The organism is Cyclobacterium sp. 10D3-21, assembly GCF_055809755.1.
The window spans coordinates 6153078-6169037 of record NZ_CM147924.1; the positions used below are offsets into that span (position 1 = coordinate 6153078).

A 15960-nucleotide genomic window follows, 5' to 3' on the forward strand; every position below is an offset into this window, starting at 1 on the left:
AATTGCAAATCCCAAAGCGGAATAAAGACCTTTCTCTTATGTGAAAAGGTATCTAATTTACTAATCTAAAAAATATTTAATAAATAACAGTTACTTTGACAAAAAGGGTGATAAAACTAAAGGTTAAAACATTATGCTGCATTACCTGAAAAATAACAAGCAAAAGATGAAGACTGTATGCCCTTGTTTCAAATTGCCTATTTAGGATTACAAATGCTCTCCTTATAAAAATTTCGTTCTTTAGGTTGCTTATCTCTTCTCGTTAAATCTGTCAGAATTTAAAGTCAAGGCTGGACTAATCTATGGAGATCGCTCCTTTCAATTTATCTACCTCCTCCTTCAATTTCATAAGTTCTTGGATTTGCTCCTCTTGATGTAAAATATAAAGGGTAAGCTCCTCTATTTTCTCAAGCAATTTCGTGTTTATCTCACCTAAATTAAGCCCTTCCTTTTTCACTTCCTCTTTATCAGGAATACCTGGCAAATGGCCATTTTCAGCAATAAACATCTTTAGTTGGCCAAGGTCCATTAGTGGATAATTTGCGTCGAAAACGTAATCAGCCCAACCATCCAACGTAATGTTTACCTCTTCTGCTTGAACCTTACCTTTGACTAAAATCCCCCCACTATTAAATTCAGCCTGCAAGTTATTATTAGAATAACCTCTGATAACCCAACTGACATTGGAGCCGTCATTGTCATATTGACGGATGTATTGTCCACTCTTATTTGAATTAATTTCTGTAAAACTAGATTTGGTGCCCAAAAATTTCCCCGACCCTGCTACTGTCAGTTTATGAGTGGCATTGCTAGTGCCCACACCTACTCCTTTTTCAGCAATCGAGAAAATAGGGGTTTTGGAATGGCCATAATAAAAATCGCTACCCCCTTGATCGTACCATACCTGGTTAAAAGCCCTTGAGCCACCACTCCACTTCTTATATCTGGTTTTTAACCCGAAATCATTTGGGCCTATTGCAATGCCTCTTCCATCTGCATTACTTCCTTGAACAAATTGAGCAAACTCGTCTCCCCTTATATATAAGGTACCTCTCATTATTGTTTGACCCACAACCTCCAATTTCGATGTTGGTTTCAATGTTCCTATACCTATATTCCCTTTTAATTCAATTTTATTGGTGGATTGACAAATTCCATATCCACAAATTAATACCAATGCAAAAACCAAAGAGTACCTCATCCTAAAACCCAATTAGATCACTACAAAAGAATTTATATGAAAAGAAAATAAAACTAAAACAGAACAACCATCAATAAAACGATATCAGGTCAAAAAAATCAATACTTAATGAATATATAAAATTATTTAAATATTTCCTAGACTTAATGTCTTATTAGTTCAGTAAACCCAGAGAGTAAAAAGCTGTAAATAAAAAAAACAACAATAGAAACTCACTTATACCACACCTACAACAACACTCCATTCCCTGATCTCCCAGCTTTCTACAAGTCCATTTTTCACGTAAGGGTCTTCTTTAACAAATGCTTCAATATCTTCTATTAATTCCGTCTTAAAAACCAATATCGTTTTATCTGCAGGCCTTGAAAGTGCTCCTCCCATCAATAAAAGGCCTTTCTTATAAAAATCATCAGCAAGTTCCAAATGTTCTTTCCTGTAGTCACCTCGCTTATCAATGTAATCATTGACCAATAAATAGGTTAACATATAATATTTCATAGCTTAAATTTTTTTACTCTTAAAAATTAATTGAATATTATCAAAAATATTTTTCTCATTACTATTTAATTTTTCAAACTTAAATTAATGAATTCTTAGCGACCATAAATTATATTATTGAGTTTTTCCATGTAGCATTCAGAACCATTATCGCCACAATTAACAGTTCCTACATCTGTTTCAGCCTATATTAATCACTTTAAGAGGAATATTTCTTAATGCATCAACTATAAAAACCACCAACTCCATCTCCTATTGGTTAGGTTTTTTTTTACCTCTTACAAATCTCGAATCAATAAGGCTTATTGTCTATACTCTCTAATACGCATTCGGATCACTCGGCATAAAGAATCGATGAGCTGAAATCCTCGAAAAACGAAATAAACACCCAAATTAACTTGTATCCCATTATTTTTACTAAATTGTATTAGCCTTAACCACACTTTCTACCATATCCAACCTACAAATAAAAACGCTATAAGGTATGGAAGAGAAAGATTCATCCGCAACCAATTCTTCAAACAGCCAGTTAAAAGATTTGATACCCGACGGTAAGATCAATCAAAATCCGGGCCGATTCCAAGGATTTGCTGCAATTTTCAATGGCCTGGGTATTGGGCTGTTTTTGGGATTATTATTAGGCTTATCTGTATCCCCCGTAGTAAGTGGAGTTATTGGTACCATCTCCTCATTGTTAGCTATTTTAGTGGGGCTTAACGAGAAATTTTTGAGTCCAATCAAAAGTCTGCGAATCGGTGCCTTCGGACTATTCTCAGTTGTTGGTATTTTATTAGGCCTTTACATCCGAGCCAATGATCCATTCGCACCCAGTTTGGCTGAAAAAATGAAAACATATACGGATATAGGCTATTCCGAAACACAAGCCAGAGGCTTTGTAAGTGGTTTTATCCAAGCAGATTCCACGCTTGCTAAAAGGCAGGCCAATGTCCTATATAGCACTGAATTTAAAATTGAAGCCTGTGATTTCTTGGTATATGCAAGTTCGGAAACACCTGCATCAGAAATCTATAATACTTTCAACACAGCAGGAGGAATATGGGCACAACTTTCTTCTTTATTCGAAAAAGACCTCTCAGATAAAACTGGAGCTGAAGCACTTTTAATTCTTAGAGATGGTTTTTGTGGAAATAACGATAAGGCCGGAGAAACCATCATGGCTGAAGGAGAAATCACTAAACTTAATCAACAGAGTAGCTTGGAAGAAATGACAGAAGCCTTTGAAAATGCCAATGTTCCCTGGCCGGAAATACTAAAAAAATTAAAAACCCAATTCAACCCTGATCAAAGGGAAATGGTAATGCATTCACTGATTAAAATTTTCAACCATGAATAAATTGTTTTGGTGCATCGTTCTATCCTTTTCGTTCTTCTACAAAGTAGCAGCCAGGCAATTTAATCCTGACAATGTGAAAAACGCATTGGTAAAGGTTGTTGTTTCTACAAACAACAACGCCTCAAATGCACTAACGGGTTTTGTTTGGAAAACACCAAATCAGGTTGTCACCTCGCTTCATGGGATGAGCAGAACAGGTGATATTCGCATTTTGTACCAAGGACAAGCCTGGAGGAAAGCCAAAATAAAAAAAGTACTACAAAAAGCAGATCTTGTACTTCTGGAATTGTTAGAAGGCGAATCTGCTCCCCCTTCAACTGTTTCACCAATTAACCAATTTAACCCTTCAAAAATAAAATTTGGAACAGATGTTTTTGCGCTGGGATATAACGGGGGTGCCACTGGAAGCTCCTCAAGGCAAATGAAAAAAGGTTTTGTAGATCCTGAAAAACTTAGCCATTTAATCCCAAAAAAGGACAAAGATGCACTGGCGAAAATTGGTTTCCCAGCTCTCGACCTCAATATTCTTTACCTCGAAGGAAGCTTGTTGCCTGGGTTTTCAGGTGCTCCGGTATTTGACTCACAGAGTCAACTTATTGGAATAGGTGATGGGGGACTCGAAAAAGGAGCCAGTAATGTGAGTTGGATTATACCTGCAAGCTATTTAATAGAATTGGAGCAGTCAAATAACACCTCGCTACCAAATGGTTTTGAGAATCTTACCCAACTTTTTTCTGCTGCTGCAGTGATTGAATCTCCCAAAACTGGCCCAGCTTCTTTGGAATCCGAAAAATTAATTTTATCCGGATCTGGTTTCAAATCATCAAACGCTGCTCCCGTCAAAGCCATTGGTTTTGAATTTTATCCTACAAAAAACAGGTCCTTGACTGATATGATCGAAACCTCGGACGATCCGGAAAATTTATTAAAGCTTTCTGATGAATTTGAGCTGGACATGAACATCCAACTGGACTATGATGCAATGCGCTTTGATATCTACGAAGACATCAGTAATGGAGTGGTAGTGGCTGTTCCAGAGGGAATGGCACTTGGTTACAACCCTGCTGAAGAAGCTTTTCAGGTGATTAATCCCGATAATAATGACATGCAGCTCTATTTTTATGGGGTGCAAAATGATTTTTCTCAGACAAATTTTGAAGACCTTTTGGTTTCAGTAGGTGAAATCATCAATCAAAATTTTGCTATGCGGTATGGGGTCAGTGGATTTACCATCGATACTGATTATTCTATATGGAACGAATACCAAGGTGATCGAAAAGTAGCATGGATATTGTCACTGGGAAATGAATATCTCATGGGGCAGGATGGACTGCAATACGGGCTCTATGTATACATGACCATTCTAATGACTGAGAAAAAAACTTTTATGGCAATTGCTACCATTCCGGTGCCGGTAGAAATGGTAGCACTTGCAATATCCACAGGTATAGACTGCAATAACCCTGGAATTTTTGCAGAATACTGCGACTATTTCAACAAGATGTTTAGAACCTTCTCAGCAGCACATCTAGTGAATTTTGCTTATTAAAAACCTTATGATTTAGGAGAAAAATTGAAATTTAATTACTTACAGCATGGTTGCTTCTCTATTACCGCAAAGGGATAGTAAAGACTGCCGGGCTTTCTTCGCCACCTTCGCCTACTGCCTGAACAGCAATAAAGTAGTTGTCCTTTGAGTAGGGTAAATCAATTGTAAGTTTCTCAGTATAAAATTTCTTCTCCCACATGGATGCATTGGTTTCCCTGATTAAAACATAGTAACCGATTGCCTCTCCAGATTTTGGGACTAACCAGGTAAGTTGGGTACGGTTGGTGAGTTCACTAATCACAATCCCCACCTCTCTGGGGACAGAGGGAGCCCTTGCCAAGCCCGCCAAAACCACTAGATTTACAGCTGTATTTTTTCGCAGGTATTCGAAATCAATGTGTTCGGGCTTATCACCATAAGCTATCCCCTCCTCAACTCTAATGTCCTGATGCTGTTGATTGTAATTTTCATTCAACTCGCAAAGTCGCACTGCTGTAAACCCTTCTCTTGAAAAAGGGGTATGGTCTCCCCCTCTTAAAAAACGATCGTTCCGGTACAGTAATTTTATTTCAAGGTGATCCACGTACCTTTCTCCCACTTCCTTAATGTATCTGGCTAGTTGCCTCGACTTGCTGTCATTTTCAGCGTTTGTCTGCCTTCTTAAGGTAGCCATCTGATCGGTTTCAAAGAGGGGAACACCTTCACTAAAGACCCTAAGTTTGGTATTGTCTCGTAACTCAGTTCCACTGGACCTGCTGTTTCCTATCATGTCATTGTTAATCATGGCCACAAGGTTCCATTGCTCTTCTTTGGCTTTTTTTGCCAAATGTGTAGCACCTATCAAACCTTGTTCCTCCCCTGAAACAGCTACAAAAACGATAGTAGCAGGAAAGGATTGGCTTGACATTATTCTTACCATCTCTATTAATGCCACTACTCCCGAGCCATCATCATTCGCTCCAGGGGCATCACTTTCGAAGTTCATAATGTCAGAAACCCTGCTATCAATATGGGCACTTACCACAAAAACCCTGTCATCTTTTGGGTCGCTACCTTTGAGTGTCGCCATAACATTGCCCATTCTGGTTTCCTGTGCTACCCTTTTCCCATCGGGGGCAACGGTGAAATAATCAATTTCTGATGTAAGTCTATCACCCGCTAGCGGTTCAAATGAGCGAAACTTTGTCAATACATATTGTCTAGCTGCCTCAATCCCCCTATCCTCTGCGTCATAACTGAGCGAATGCCGTGTGCCAAATGCGACCAGGCCGTACAGGTATTTCTCCAAACTATCTGATGAAACTTGATGGGCCATGCTAAGAATTTCAGCATTGCGATGGATGGTCGTTACTTGAGAAAAACATGTATGTGACCAGAATAAAAACAATATTCCATATATAAGTCTCATTGCTTTATTTTAAAATAACGTGAATCCAAACAAAACCTAAATCAGAATAATCTCGGCCTTATTAAAAATACTTTGAAGAAATACAAAGTACAGCAATAGAAATAAATTAGATCAATTTTACAAATAAATACCATATAAATAGAAACTACAGAAATAAATTATTTTCCAATAACATGATATAATTATTGACCATTAACATTCAAAAATAAATTACTTAACTGAATTTTATACAAAAGGCTCTTTAACAAAAAACTCAAATTTTACTGATTAAAGAAGAGGATTATTTCAAAACCTTTAATATATTGTACTAACCTGACAACCAACAACAATTAAAAATTATGACCAAACTCTCAATTGGAATTTCCGGACACATTGACCTTATACGCGGAGATTTCAATTTTATTAAGAAAAGAATAAAAGAGAGAATAGAGAAAATAACCAAGGAGATTTCACCATCAGAAGTAGTTTTATACACGGGAATGGCTAAAGGTGCAGACAGCTTAACAGCAGAGGTTGCACTCGAATTAGGAATCAGGGTAGTGGCTGTAAGGAGCATGCTGAATAAAGATGAACCATTACCCGATGGTATAGAAAAAAAAGTACTCCCAAAACAATTTTTGGAAAATGAAACGCAATTGTCTTATGATGCTTTAGGAGACTTTCTTGTTCAGAATAGCGACCATCTATTGGTACTTTGGGATGGTATATACAATGGTAAAAAAGGTGGAACATCTGAGGTAGTCCTTAAAGCATTAAAAAGCCAGCGCAATTTCTCCCTCCACCAACTAGTAGTTCCACGACAACAAAACCCTTATCCACTTGCAAATCTCCTAAAAGAAAGCCTGAATTTTAGCCATGAAAAATTTCAAAGAATCCCATTTACTGTCCATTTTAGTTGGATTGAACTGGCATTACCTTTGAAAAAAAAAGAAGCATTGGTAAAAAAGTGGCTAAAGATTTCATTACATTTTTTAAAATCTAAAATTTTTCTATCCTTCTATTTGCCCATTATATTAGTAGCTTTAACGATTAGCTTGGGTGCTTTGGGGTTTTCGGAAATCTCCCCGTGGATCACGGATATAAACGCATTTTATAAAGCTGTTAATCTTTTGACCTTAAGCGAATCAGTAATTATATCACCCAAGAACTTACCCACTAGCCTTCAAGTCGCTAGATTTTTGGGGCTTATTACAACGATGTCAGCTTTTGCAATCGCCTTTTTTCTGGCGCTAGGAAATGAATGGAAAAGGATCCAACTGTGTTTATGGCGAATTTTCCATAAACATAGTTATACCCTAGTGATAGGCTCTGGAGAAAAGGGTTTTGATCTTGTCAAGGACCTAAGCCAAGCTGGAAAAAAAATAGTATGGCTTGTTTCAACAGATTCTATGTTATTTGCAGAGGAGGTTGCCAGAATGGGTGTTATCCTTATAAAAGGTCAGTCTCATTCTGAAGACAGCCTCAAAAAAGTCCATTACCAAAGCGCAAATGAAATATTTTTAATGGATGATGATGACACCAAAAACATTCGTGGAGCATTAGAATTGGATAGGTTAACACCAAGTGGATCTTTAAAACAACAATGGTATGTGCATATTCATAGCAAAAGTCAACGTCAGCTCTTAACCACCCATATACGAAATGAGTTTTGGGCAAATACACATGTTTTTGACACCAATGAGAATACCGCCAGAAGGCTCCAACTCTATTATCCCTTTGATAGGTTTTACCAAAGTCCAGGTACAAATTCAACTCATGTGGTGGTATTTGGTTTTGGGAAATTGGCTCAAGAAATTGTTTTAAGTGCACTTCGACTTGGACATTTCCCTTTTGGAAAGCGCCTTAAAGTAAGTGTGTTTTGTAAAAATGCCAATGATGAAAAAATTCAATTTGAATCGCATTATCCTGCTTTAGATCCACACGCATCTTCACAACATCATTTAAACCTTCTTAAGGGAAATTTATGGGAAGATGAAAATTTGTCATTTCATGAACTCCCGAATGCCGACAGTGAGTTATTATCCAGTCAAAACCCTTTATTTACCCAAATATTAAAGGAAAAACACATTGTCAGTCTATATGCATGCCTGGAAAACGGGTTCGATTCCGGAGCCCTATTGTCTGTATTGTTGCCCAAGCTAAATTTTATTAAAATACAGAGAAATTGTAACCTACAGGTTTTCTGTTTTTACAATTTTCCGGATAAAAAAGAAGAAAAGGCCACTGAATACCGGTTCAATTGCCTTGCTCCAGACATACCTGTGGTATGTTTTGGTAATTTACTGGATGAATGTTCAGCAGTTGCTATTCGAGACAGGGCACTTGATGCCCTCCCCAAACAAATTGCCTATTGGTATACAAAAACTTATGGAGACAGCTCCTTAAATTTAGAACAGGCTTGGTTGCTAACCAGTGAACAAGAAAAGGAATCCAATCGCAATGCTGCAGATCATTTGTGGATCAAAATTAGGTCCATATGGCATATTATAGACTGGAAATTTAACCCAAAAACATTTGAATTATTGCCTGATGTGGTCATTACTCCAGAAAATGAACTCCCATTATGTGAAACCGAACATAGAAGATGGTGTGCTGAACTTCTTCTGAAGGGATTTAGGCCCTTACAAGATGCGGGCCTTACTAAGGAAGAGATCGAAGACCTAGGGGAATTATGGTTTAAACCCGGTGGAAAAGCCCTGCTTAAAGCTCAAAAATTGCATATAGATTTGCTACCATTTGAAGACATTGGACCTTTCGAACAGAAAAAAGATTTAGACCAAATTCGCAATATCCCTAAATTCCTTAAAGCCATAATAAATACCGAATAACCTTTTACTTCTTCCTATATGTCTAGTCAAGAATTAATAAAACGCTGTTTTGTCATCGGACCCATGAAGGACATTAATAAGCTCCGGTTGCTGGCGCATCAAATAGTGGCTCCTCTTGTTCAACCCTATGGTTTTGAAATTATTACGCCAGATGAAGGAAATATTGGCTCCGTGATGGACCAGGTGCTTCTCTATTTGGAACAAGCCGACATCCTAGTCGCAGATATTACCGGGAATAATCCTAATGTGATGTACGAGTTGGGAATTTATCATTCCTTCGGCAAACCCTCAATAATAATAAAGAACAGTTCCCAATCTGTTGAACAAGAACAAACGCCATTTGACATTGCGGCCTATCGGTTCACAGCACTACCATTTGATGACGTAGCTGAATCGAAAAAAATCCTGAAGCCTCGTATAGATGCTATAATCAATGTTTTGGGAGAAATCGATTGGTTCCCTAATCCTGTTACCCGGTTTTATGATTCCCCAATAGCTGAAATTCCCACCGCAGTAGGTCTATCGAAAAATTACCTTAAAAATTTTATGGGAATGATCCTGCCCAAGGTATTCATGCGACAGGAGGACAATGATAATTTTGAGCTGAAAGTATCTGAAGCCGATGGTATCGACGACAAAGGCAACCTGAAATACCGCCTATTAACCTATCAGGAAAGAGAAAATATGCGTTTTGAAATACTGGTTCCCATAAAAATGCACATGGCCAGTCATGAGTATATCCGTAATCTCAAAGAAAGTAAGCTGATTGAATATAAGGAGGCAAAAGTAAAGCTTAGAACCAGGGAATTTAACTTGCATATACGACGGGATGAAAACGGACACCCCGTATTGATCGATATCCCTACTGTACTTGTTACTTTAAACGAAAGCATTCAGCGAAGAAGAGGATTGCAACAAACACAAATAGACAATACTGAATGGATTTTACTAGAGGCACAGGAATTAGAGCGATTTGCCAACAAATGTGAACTGTTTCAAAAGAAATTAGCAACAGATTTTCCAAGTGTTAGGAAAAAAATAATTATCAATTGGAGGTGGAATCCTGAATTAGATTTGGATTAAAAGCCAGAAAAGGAATTATAAACCCCGTAGGGATAAAACATGTATAGTCATGGGTATGGCCATTGGTTGAAAACAACAAATACAACACGATTTTGACAGTATTGTCACCATTTTTCTGCAACAATACTGTCAAAAATCTCTCAAATTAGGCTGTATTTTTCCATTTCTTCGAATCTGGGTTTAAGACGCATCCCCCCTACTTCAAATGCTCTTTAAAGAAATCAATCGTTCTGCCCCATGCAAGTTTTGCGGCAGCCTCATCATAGCGAGGCGTAGAATGATTGTGGAAACCATGGTTAACCTCAGGGTACATATAAGCCGTATAGGTTTTATCATTTGCTTTTAATGCTGCTTCATAATCAGGCCAACCTGCATTCACCCTGGTGTCAAGCCCTGCGAAATGCAATTGCAAAGGTGCTTTTATGGCTGCTGTTTCTTCTGCGGTAGGTTGACCTCCATAAAATGGGACAGCCGCGGATAAATCAGGTACTCTAACCGCCATCATATTGGAAACCCATCCCCCAAAACAAAAACCTACTACCCCTACTTTACCTGTGCATAGTTCATGGGCTTTCAAGGTTTCAAAACCGGCAATAAAATCCTGTAACATTTCCTCTCTGTCCCTTTTACCTTGCATTGTTCTGCCCTCGTCATCAGTTCCAGGATAACCTCCCATAGGTGACAATGCATCTGGTGCCAAAGCAATAAATCCATCCAAAGCAGCCTGCCGTGCAGTGTCCTCGACATAGGGATTGAGCCCTCTGTTTTCATGCACCACAACTATCCCCGGCAATTTACCTGATGCATTTTTTGGACGGACAAGTAATCCTTTCATGGTACCTGCCCCCTTTGGTGAATCATAAGTGATCGTCTCTTCAACAAGACGTGGATCCAACTCGGAAAAACGACTTGTTTTGGCATAATTCGGCATAAGAAATCCCATAATAGCGGAAACTGTTAGGCCTCCGACCGCAAATTTGGAAAGTCGGTTAACAAATTCTCTGCGTTCTATTCTACTGTGGGCATAATCATCATATAGGTCAAAAACTTCCTGGTCAAGGTCTTCTTTTTTTAGGGATTTCATGGCTTTATATTTTTAGGTTATAATGAAAATAGGCACATTTGAACTCATTTGGTCAATAGAAAACTATTTAAACATCCACTCTCCTACTATTGACACCTCAAAATAGCGGTGATCTCACTTAATATTAAATAGTAGGGTTTAATGATAATAGCTTGTCAATATTCAATATATAAAATTTTATAGATATTTATTTCTTTTTATCTGTATTACAGCATTTTAACAAATATCAGAAAAAGGTGATGCATCTACCTATAGGTTGTCAACCATAGTCTTCAATTAAGTATTAAGCCAAAGTCTGGTACCGGAAAAGTCTACTAAGAAAATCTGCAATATTGACGGCATAAATAAAAAAATGGTGCCCCAACAGTAATGTAGACAAGGTACATTTTAGTCAGAAACCAGATCGCAATTTTCAGTATCCAATTCAGTCTCAATGGTGAAATGTTTGAAATGGTATTTTTTCAAAAGGGCTTTCGCATCATTTTTCACTTCTAATAAATTTTCAAAGCTGGTGATACGCTCTAGTTTCAAATGGGTAGAAAAAACATGATGCTCCCCTTCCAATGACCAGATATGGGTATGGTGTAGGGACTGTACGTGGTCAATCGCAAGCAACTCTTTTTCAATTTCTACTAAATCGATTTCTTTTGGCACTCCCTGCAGAAATACATACAAGGTTTCCTTCAATCTTCCAACTACTCCCCAAAGGATATAGGCCGTTATAAGCAAAGAAAGGGCTGGGTCCAGGTAAGGGATGTTTTTAAAATTTAGAACAATCGCTACGATCATAACCGCAACCCAGCCTAAGACATCTTCAAGTAGGTGCCAGGAAACCACTTTCTCATTCAATGATTTTCCACCGCTCATTTTCCATGCGGCATAACCATTTACAAGAATACCAACAATTGCAAAATAAAACATTCCTTTTGCGTCAGTGGGCTCTGGGTTCAACAAACGACCAAATGCTTCACTAATAACATATATCGACCCTCCAATCAACACGATGCTATTGATAAGTGCACCCAAAAGCGAAAACCTAGAGTAGCCAAACGAGAATTTTTTATCTGATTCCTGTTTAGATTTTTTATCCAAATACCAGGCAGATCCCAACGCAAGACTATCTCCCAAGTCATGTACCGCATCTGAAATGATGGCTATACTGTTTACGTACAGGCCTCCAAATATTTCTAAAATGGTGAAACCTAAATTTAGGAAAAATGCTACTTTAAGGTTATTGCCAGATTGATGGTGGTGATGGTGTGCTGCCATGATTAGTCTTTAACGAGCTAAAATTGGAACTGAATATGCATTTAATTCATCCAAATGAGTTAAAAGCTTGGTTATTACAAAGTTTGATAGGATAAGATCAGCCAAATATTTGCCGCGGCGTACTACCTATCAACATAAAGATCAAAAGTTAACTTATCGAAATTTAAAAGGAATTAACCTGTAATACTATTTCATTTTTACCCGGAGAAAGTCGGATAGATCCAAAACGATTATTGACCTTTTCACCATTGAGAGAGATCGCATCGTTGGCATTGGACTTCAGGAATAGCTCAGCAGAAACATTGGCGGGCAATTCAAAAACATAGCGTTGCAGACGATTATTGACCTTTTTGTAGGAAGCATTAACTTTTCCCGTAATGAATGGCACGGTTATTTCTGTAGCCGTCAAACGCCCCAATTGGGGTCTGATTTCCAATAAGGCTGCCCCTGGTGTTTTGGGCTCGATTCCCCACATTTTTCGGGCAACAATATTTCCAGGCACAGCTCCCCATGCATGATTCCAATCTGAGTTAGGTTTGTATTTCATGTCCCATGCTTCCAGAGTGACCGTAGACCCAATGGCAATCATGTTCCACCAACTACGGTCGTGAGTAGCTGTCATCAACTCAAGCGCATAATCTGCTTCACCTGCGTTGTACAAACCATCCATCAGGTATTGAGAGCCGTAAACACTACAAGCCATCCCTCTTGATTTAATAAAGTCGACAACTGTTGCAACATTTTCATCCGGGACCATATTAAAAGCCAAGGGCATCATATTGGCATGAAGGGAGGAATGCCCTGCTCCTTCACCATCGAGATAAACTCCTTTATCAGGATCCATCAATTTTTCATTGACCCCTTTTTTTACTTTGATGGCCATTAATTCATATTCTCTGGCTTCATCGTTTCTATTGAGAAGGCGAGCGAATTCACCCATTATTTCCAAATTCCGGAAATACAAGGCATTGATCACTGTATTGATCGGTGTGAATACAAAACCATCCCGCTCTCCTTCAGCTGTTGCTAGCTTCCATCCTGTATCTTTCTGGGCTGGTGGCCAGTCAACAATATCTTTCAATTTTATTTTAGGATCCTTGAACCCAAGTTTTTTCATGAATTCCGGAGTAGCATTGGCTGAGCTAACCAAGCCATCTTCCCTTGCCAATTCCATCAGCGTCTTGTGCTTTAACTCATCATAATACTTTTCTATAAGCTCTGTATTGCCCGTATACCGATAATCCTCATAAAACATCAAAGCCACATGCAATTGCCACTCGGTTGGCCATGTAGGGTTTTCCATGAAGTATTCAATTGTCCTTCTCGCAATCGGGTATTCCCAATCCACTGCATAGTGACTAAGTTGATTGATATAGGCATCCGCTTCATAGGGGATTCTTTCCCGGTCACCATCTACATAAATGCCTGCAAAAGAAGTGGCCTTCATAGAGTATTTGCAAAGCTCCCAAACCTGATTCAAAATCGTATCTGAACTACTAAAACTACTTTGACTGTCATCGAAAAAGCTAAAGTAAGCCTGTTGGGTAGGCATTTCTGGCTTTTTAGCCGCAACTATCTCCGCATACCTAAATGGAAGTAGTACAGGAAAACTATCCGGAAGTGCAACAGCTGCCGGACCAGTATTGCGTTTGTCTTTTGGCAAATCCAAGAAATATTCCGTTTGACCGGGAGTTACGGCAACTACCACTTCCTCAAACCTAATATTGCCCTGAGGGTCAGAATTTATCCTGCCGTCTTTTAATTGTTCACCTATCCTTACTTTGATGGTTTCCTTCTTTGTGTTTGGGTAATTAAAAGACATGGTTGCAAAAGCGGCTTTACCAAAATCAACTAACCAGGTATTGGTAGCCACTTTTTCCACAGATTTTGGAGAAATCTCTTCCAATTCAAAAATGTTGGCTGTGGTAATGTAATTGTCAGTTCCACCTACTTGAAAACTTTGACTGGCAGAATACCTTCCTGTTCGATTGTCTTCATCCCAAATCCTCACCTTCCAGTAATAGGTTTTATCCTCAGTGAGCTCCGATCCCATATAAGCAATGTCAGAGACTTTACTATCGATTACTTTTCCACTGTTCCAAACATCACCAATATTTTTTTTGCTCTTCTCAACCGAACTGCTTACCAAAACCTGATAAGCAGATTGGAAGTCCAACCAATCTGGAACCTGCCAACCAAATTCAGGTCTTTTATCCGTGATTTGTTTTTCAGAAGGTCGTCTGACCATTTCTATATGCATGTTCATCGGTGCGGCCGTGCTATTGTCTGAGAACCTAGATCCCATCTCGTCCAATGTTTTGTCAAATTGCTTCACTTTGGATGCATACCGTGGATCATTTAAGAGGTTATTTATTTCCATCGGGTCTTCAGCAAGATTGTATAGTTCTGCTATAGACTGGTCATTGATGTAACGAAAATATTTCCACTCTGCTGTTCTCAGACCCTCGCTTGGCGGTATATTCTCAAAATCCCATAAGTGTTCAATCAAGACCGTATCTCTATTCAGTTTTTCTCCTTTAATCACTGGAACGAGGCTTTTACCTTGATATCCTGCAGGAATATCAACCCCTGCCAAATCCAATATGGTGGATGGAACATCCACATTGGCAGCCATTTCTTTAGAATCCGATTGTTTCTTTAACCTTGGATCCATCACAATCAATGGCACCCTGATCGAATTGTCATATAGTAACCATTTCCCAGCCAACTGTCGCTCCCCTAAAAAATAGCCATTGTCTCCCATCAGGATGATGACTGTATTCTTGTCCATCCCTTTGGCTTTTAACTGCTTCCTGATTTTGGAAATTTCCAGATCTATCCCTGAGATCATACGGTAATAACCTTTTACGCTGTGCTGATATTTTTCCGGCGTTTCATACCTCCAAGTCCATCGCAGTCTATTAAAACCACTTTTCACTATCTCAGGTTGGGCATCAAAATAACGGTCCTCTGAGATTTTTGCTTTTGGAATAGTCACCCCATCCAGTAAAGGTGCGGTTTCGTCCTGCCAGAAATATTGTTTTTCGGCTGAGTCATGTGCATGTGGGGCGCTGAAGGAGAGCGAAAGGCAGAAAGGCTCGTCAGCATCAGCTTCATCAATAAAGTCAAGTGCCTGCTGTCCAGTATAGCGTGTCAGGTGTACAGTATCTGCACCAAGGGTTTTGTAATAATAGCCACGGCGATCTGAAAACTTTCCGTTCCTGTCATAGGACTCAAAGGAATCAAACAGCCCATCCAAGTCTTTGTGGTTGACGCCAAATTTGCCAAAAAACCCAACCTTGTAGCCTGCATCTTTGAGCAATTTAGGGTAGGACGTTTCCATATACGCGGATTTTATAGGGCCAGTTTGAAAAGTGTAGGCATGACTTCGCTCATATAGACCTGTAAAGATAGTTGCTCTACTTGCCGCACAAATAGGCGTAGTCACCAAGGCATTTTGGAAATAGCTACCTTCCTCAGCCAATTTATCCATTTCAGGAGTATGGATTAGGTCGTTTCCTGCATAGCCTAGCGCGTCCCACCTTTGATCATCCGTGAGGATAAATATAATATTGGGACGTTGGCTCTGAGCATTACTTTGGAAAGAATTGAAAACATTGATGGCTAGCAAGAGTAGCACAAATCTTGAAGTAATAGGATACATGGGATAAGAATTAATGAGCGAT

Annotated in this window: 10 protein-coding genes; 4 read left to right on the forward strand and 6 right to left on the reverse strand. The window is 38.9% G+C overall.

The window, feature by feature from the left end:
* Nucleotides 1–295 precede the first annotated feature (295 nt).
* On the reverse strand, nt 296–1201 hold the full coding sequence (locus AC0L7T_RS23820; protein WP_473338921.1) for a hypothetical protein: 906 nt from the start codon (nt 1199–1201) through the stop codon (nt 296–298).
* A gap of 216 nt (nt 1202–1417) precedes the next feature.
* Nucleotides 1418–1699: a YciI-like protein gene (locus AC0L7T_RS23825; protein WP_473338923.1), complete on the reverse strand. Its 282-nt coding sequence runs from the start codon at nt 1697–1699 to the stop codon at nt 1418–1420.
* A gap of 484 nt (nt 1700–2183) precedes the next feature.
* On the opposite strand from AC0L7T_RS23825, the gene AC0L7T_RS23830 reads away from it, so the two are divergent.
* Nucleotides 2184–3053 (forward strand): hypothetical protein, encoded by an 870-nt coding sequence (locus AC0L7T_RS23830; RefSeq protein ID WP_473338924.1) that lies wholly within the window; start codon nt 2184–2186, stop codon nt 3051–3053.
* The gene (locus AC0L7T_RS23835) at nt 3046–4602 is read left to right on the forward strand and encodes a S1 family peptidase (protein ID WP_473338925.1); all 1557 of its coding nucleotides are present in this window, start codon (nt 3046–3048) and stop codon (nt 4600–4602) included. Before AC0L7T_RS23830 ends, AC0L7T_RS23835 begins: the two co-directional genes overlap by 8 nt.
* Nucleotides 4603–4663: 61 nt before the next feature.
* Here the strand turns inward: AC0L7T_RS23835 and AC0L7T_RS23840 are convergent, their stop codons facing one another.
* Entirely contained in the window at nt 4664–6010 is a 1347-nt protein-coding gene (locus AC0L7T_RS23840) for a M28 family metallopeptidase (protein WP_473338926.1), read from the reverse strand.
* Nucleotides 6011–6348: 338 nt separating this feature from the next.
* Here AC0L7T_RS23840 and AC0L7T_RS23845 point away from each other — a divergent pair, with 338 nt between their 5' ends.
* A complete protein-coding gene (locus AC0L7T_RS23845; protein ID WP_473338927.1) occupies nt 6349–8838 on the forward strand; it encodes an NAD-binding protein in 2490 nt (829 codons plus the stop codon).
* An 18-nt stretch (nt 8839–8856) separates the two neighbouring features.
* Entirely contained in the window at nt 8857–9921 is a 1065-nt protein-coding gene (locus AC0L7T_RS23850) for an STING domain-containing protein (protein ID WP_473338928.1), read from the forward strand.
* A gap of 196 nt (nt 9922–10117) precedes the next feature.
* Here the strand turns inward: AC0L7T_RS23850 and AC0L7T_RS23855 are convergent, their stop codons facing one another.
* From AC0L7T_RS23855 to AC0L7T_RS23865, 3 genes are all read right to left on the reverse strand, one after another.
* Nucleotides 10118–11005 (reverse strand): dienelactone hydrolase family protein, encoded by an 888-nt coding sequence (locus AC0L7T_RS23855; RefSeq protein WP_473338930.1) that lies wholly within the window; start codon nt 11003–11005, stop codon nt 10118–10120.
* 387 nt (nt 11006–11392) lie between these two features.
* Nucleotides 11393–12274, reverse strand: coding sequence for a cation diffusion facilitator family transporter (locus AC0L7T_RS23860; protein WP_473338931.1), 882 nt, complete (start codon nt 12272–12274; stop codon nt 11393–11395).
* Nucleotides 12275–12437: 163 nt separating this feature from the next.
* A complete protein-coding gene (locus tag AC0L7T_RS23865; protein ID WP_473338932.1) occupies nt 12438–15938 on the reverse strand; it encodes a sulfatase-like hydrolase/transferase in 3501 nt (1166 codons plus the stop codon).
* Nucleotides 15939–15960 lie beyond the last annotated feature (22 nt).

Coding starts and splice junctions, on each gene's coding strand:
- AC0L7T_RS23825 (WP_473338923.1), bottom strand. CDS start 1,699: ATGAAATATTATATGTTAACCTATTTATTGGTCAATGATTACATTGAT.
- AC0L7T_RS23845 (WP_473338927.1), top strand. CDS start 6,349: ATGACCAAACTCTCAATTGGAATTTCCGGACACATTGACCTTATACGC.
- AC0L7T_RS23850 (WP_473338928.1), top strand. CDS start 8,857: ATGTCTAGTCAAGAATTAATAAAACGCTGTTTTGTCATCGGACCCATG.
- AC0L7T_RS23830 (WP_473338924.1), top strand. CDS start 2,184: ATGGAAGAGAAAGATTCATCCGCAACCAATTCTTCAAACAGCCAGTTA.
- AC0L7T_RS23860 (WP_473338931.1), bottom strand. CDS start 12,274: ATGGCAGCACACCATCACCACCATCAATCTGGCAATAACCTTAAAGTA.
- AC0L7T_RS23840 (WP_473338926.1), bottom strand. CDS start 6,010: ATGAGACTTATATATGGAATATTGTTTTTATTCTGGTCACATACATGT.
- AC0L7T_RS23820 (WP_473338921.1), bottom strand. CDS start 1,201: ATGAGGTACTCTTTGGTTTTTGCATTGGTATTAATTTGTGGATATGGA.
- AC0L7T_RS23835 (WP_473338925.1), top strand. CDS start 3,046: ATGAATAAATTGTTTTGGTGCATCGTTCTATCCTTTTCGTTCTTCTAC.
- AC0L7T_RS23865 (WP_473338932.1), bottom strand. CDS start 15,938: ATGTATCCTATTACTTCAAGATTTGTGCTACTCTTGCTAGCCATCAAT.
- AC0L7T_RS23855 (WP_473338930.1), bottom strand. CDS start 11,005: ATGAAATCCCTAAAAAAAGAAGACCTTGACCAGGAAGTTTTTGACCTA.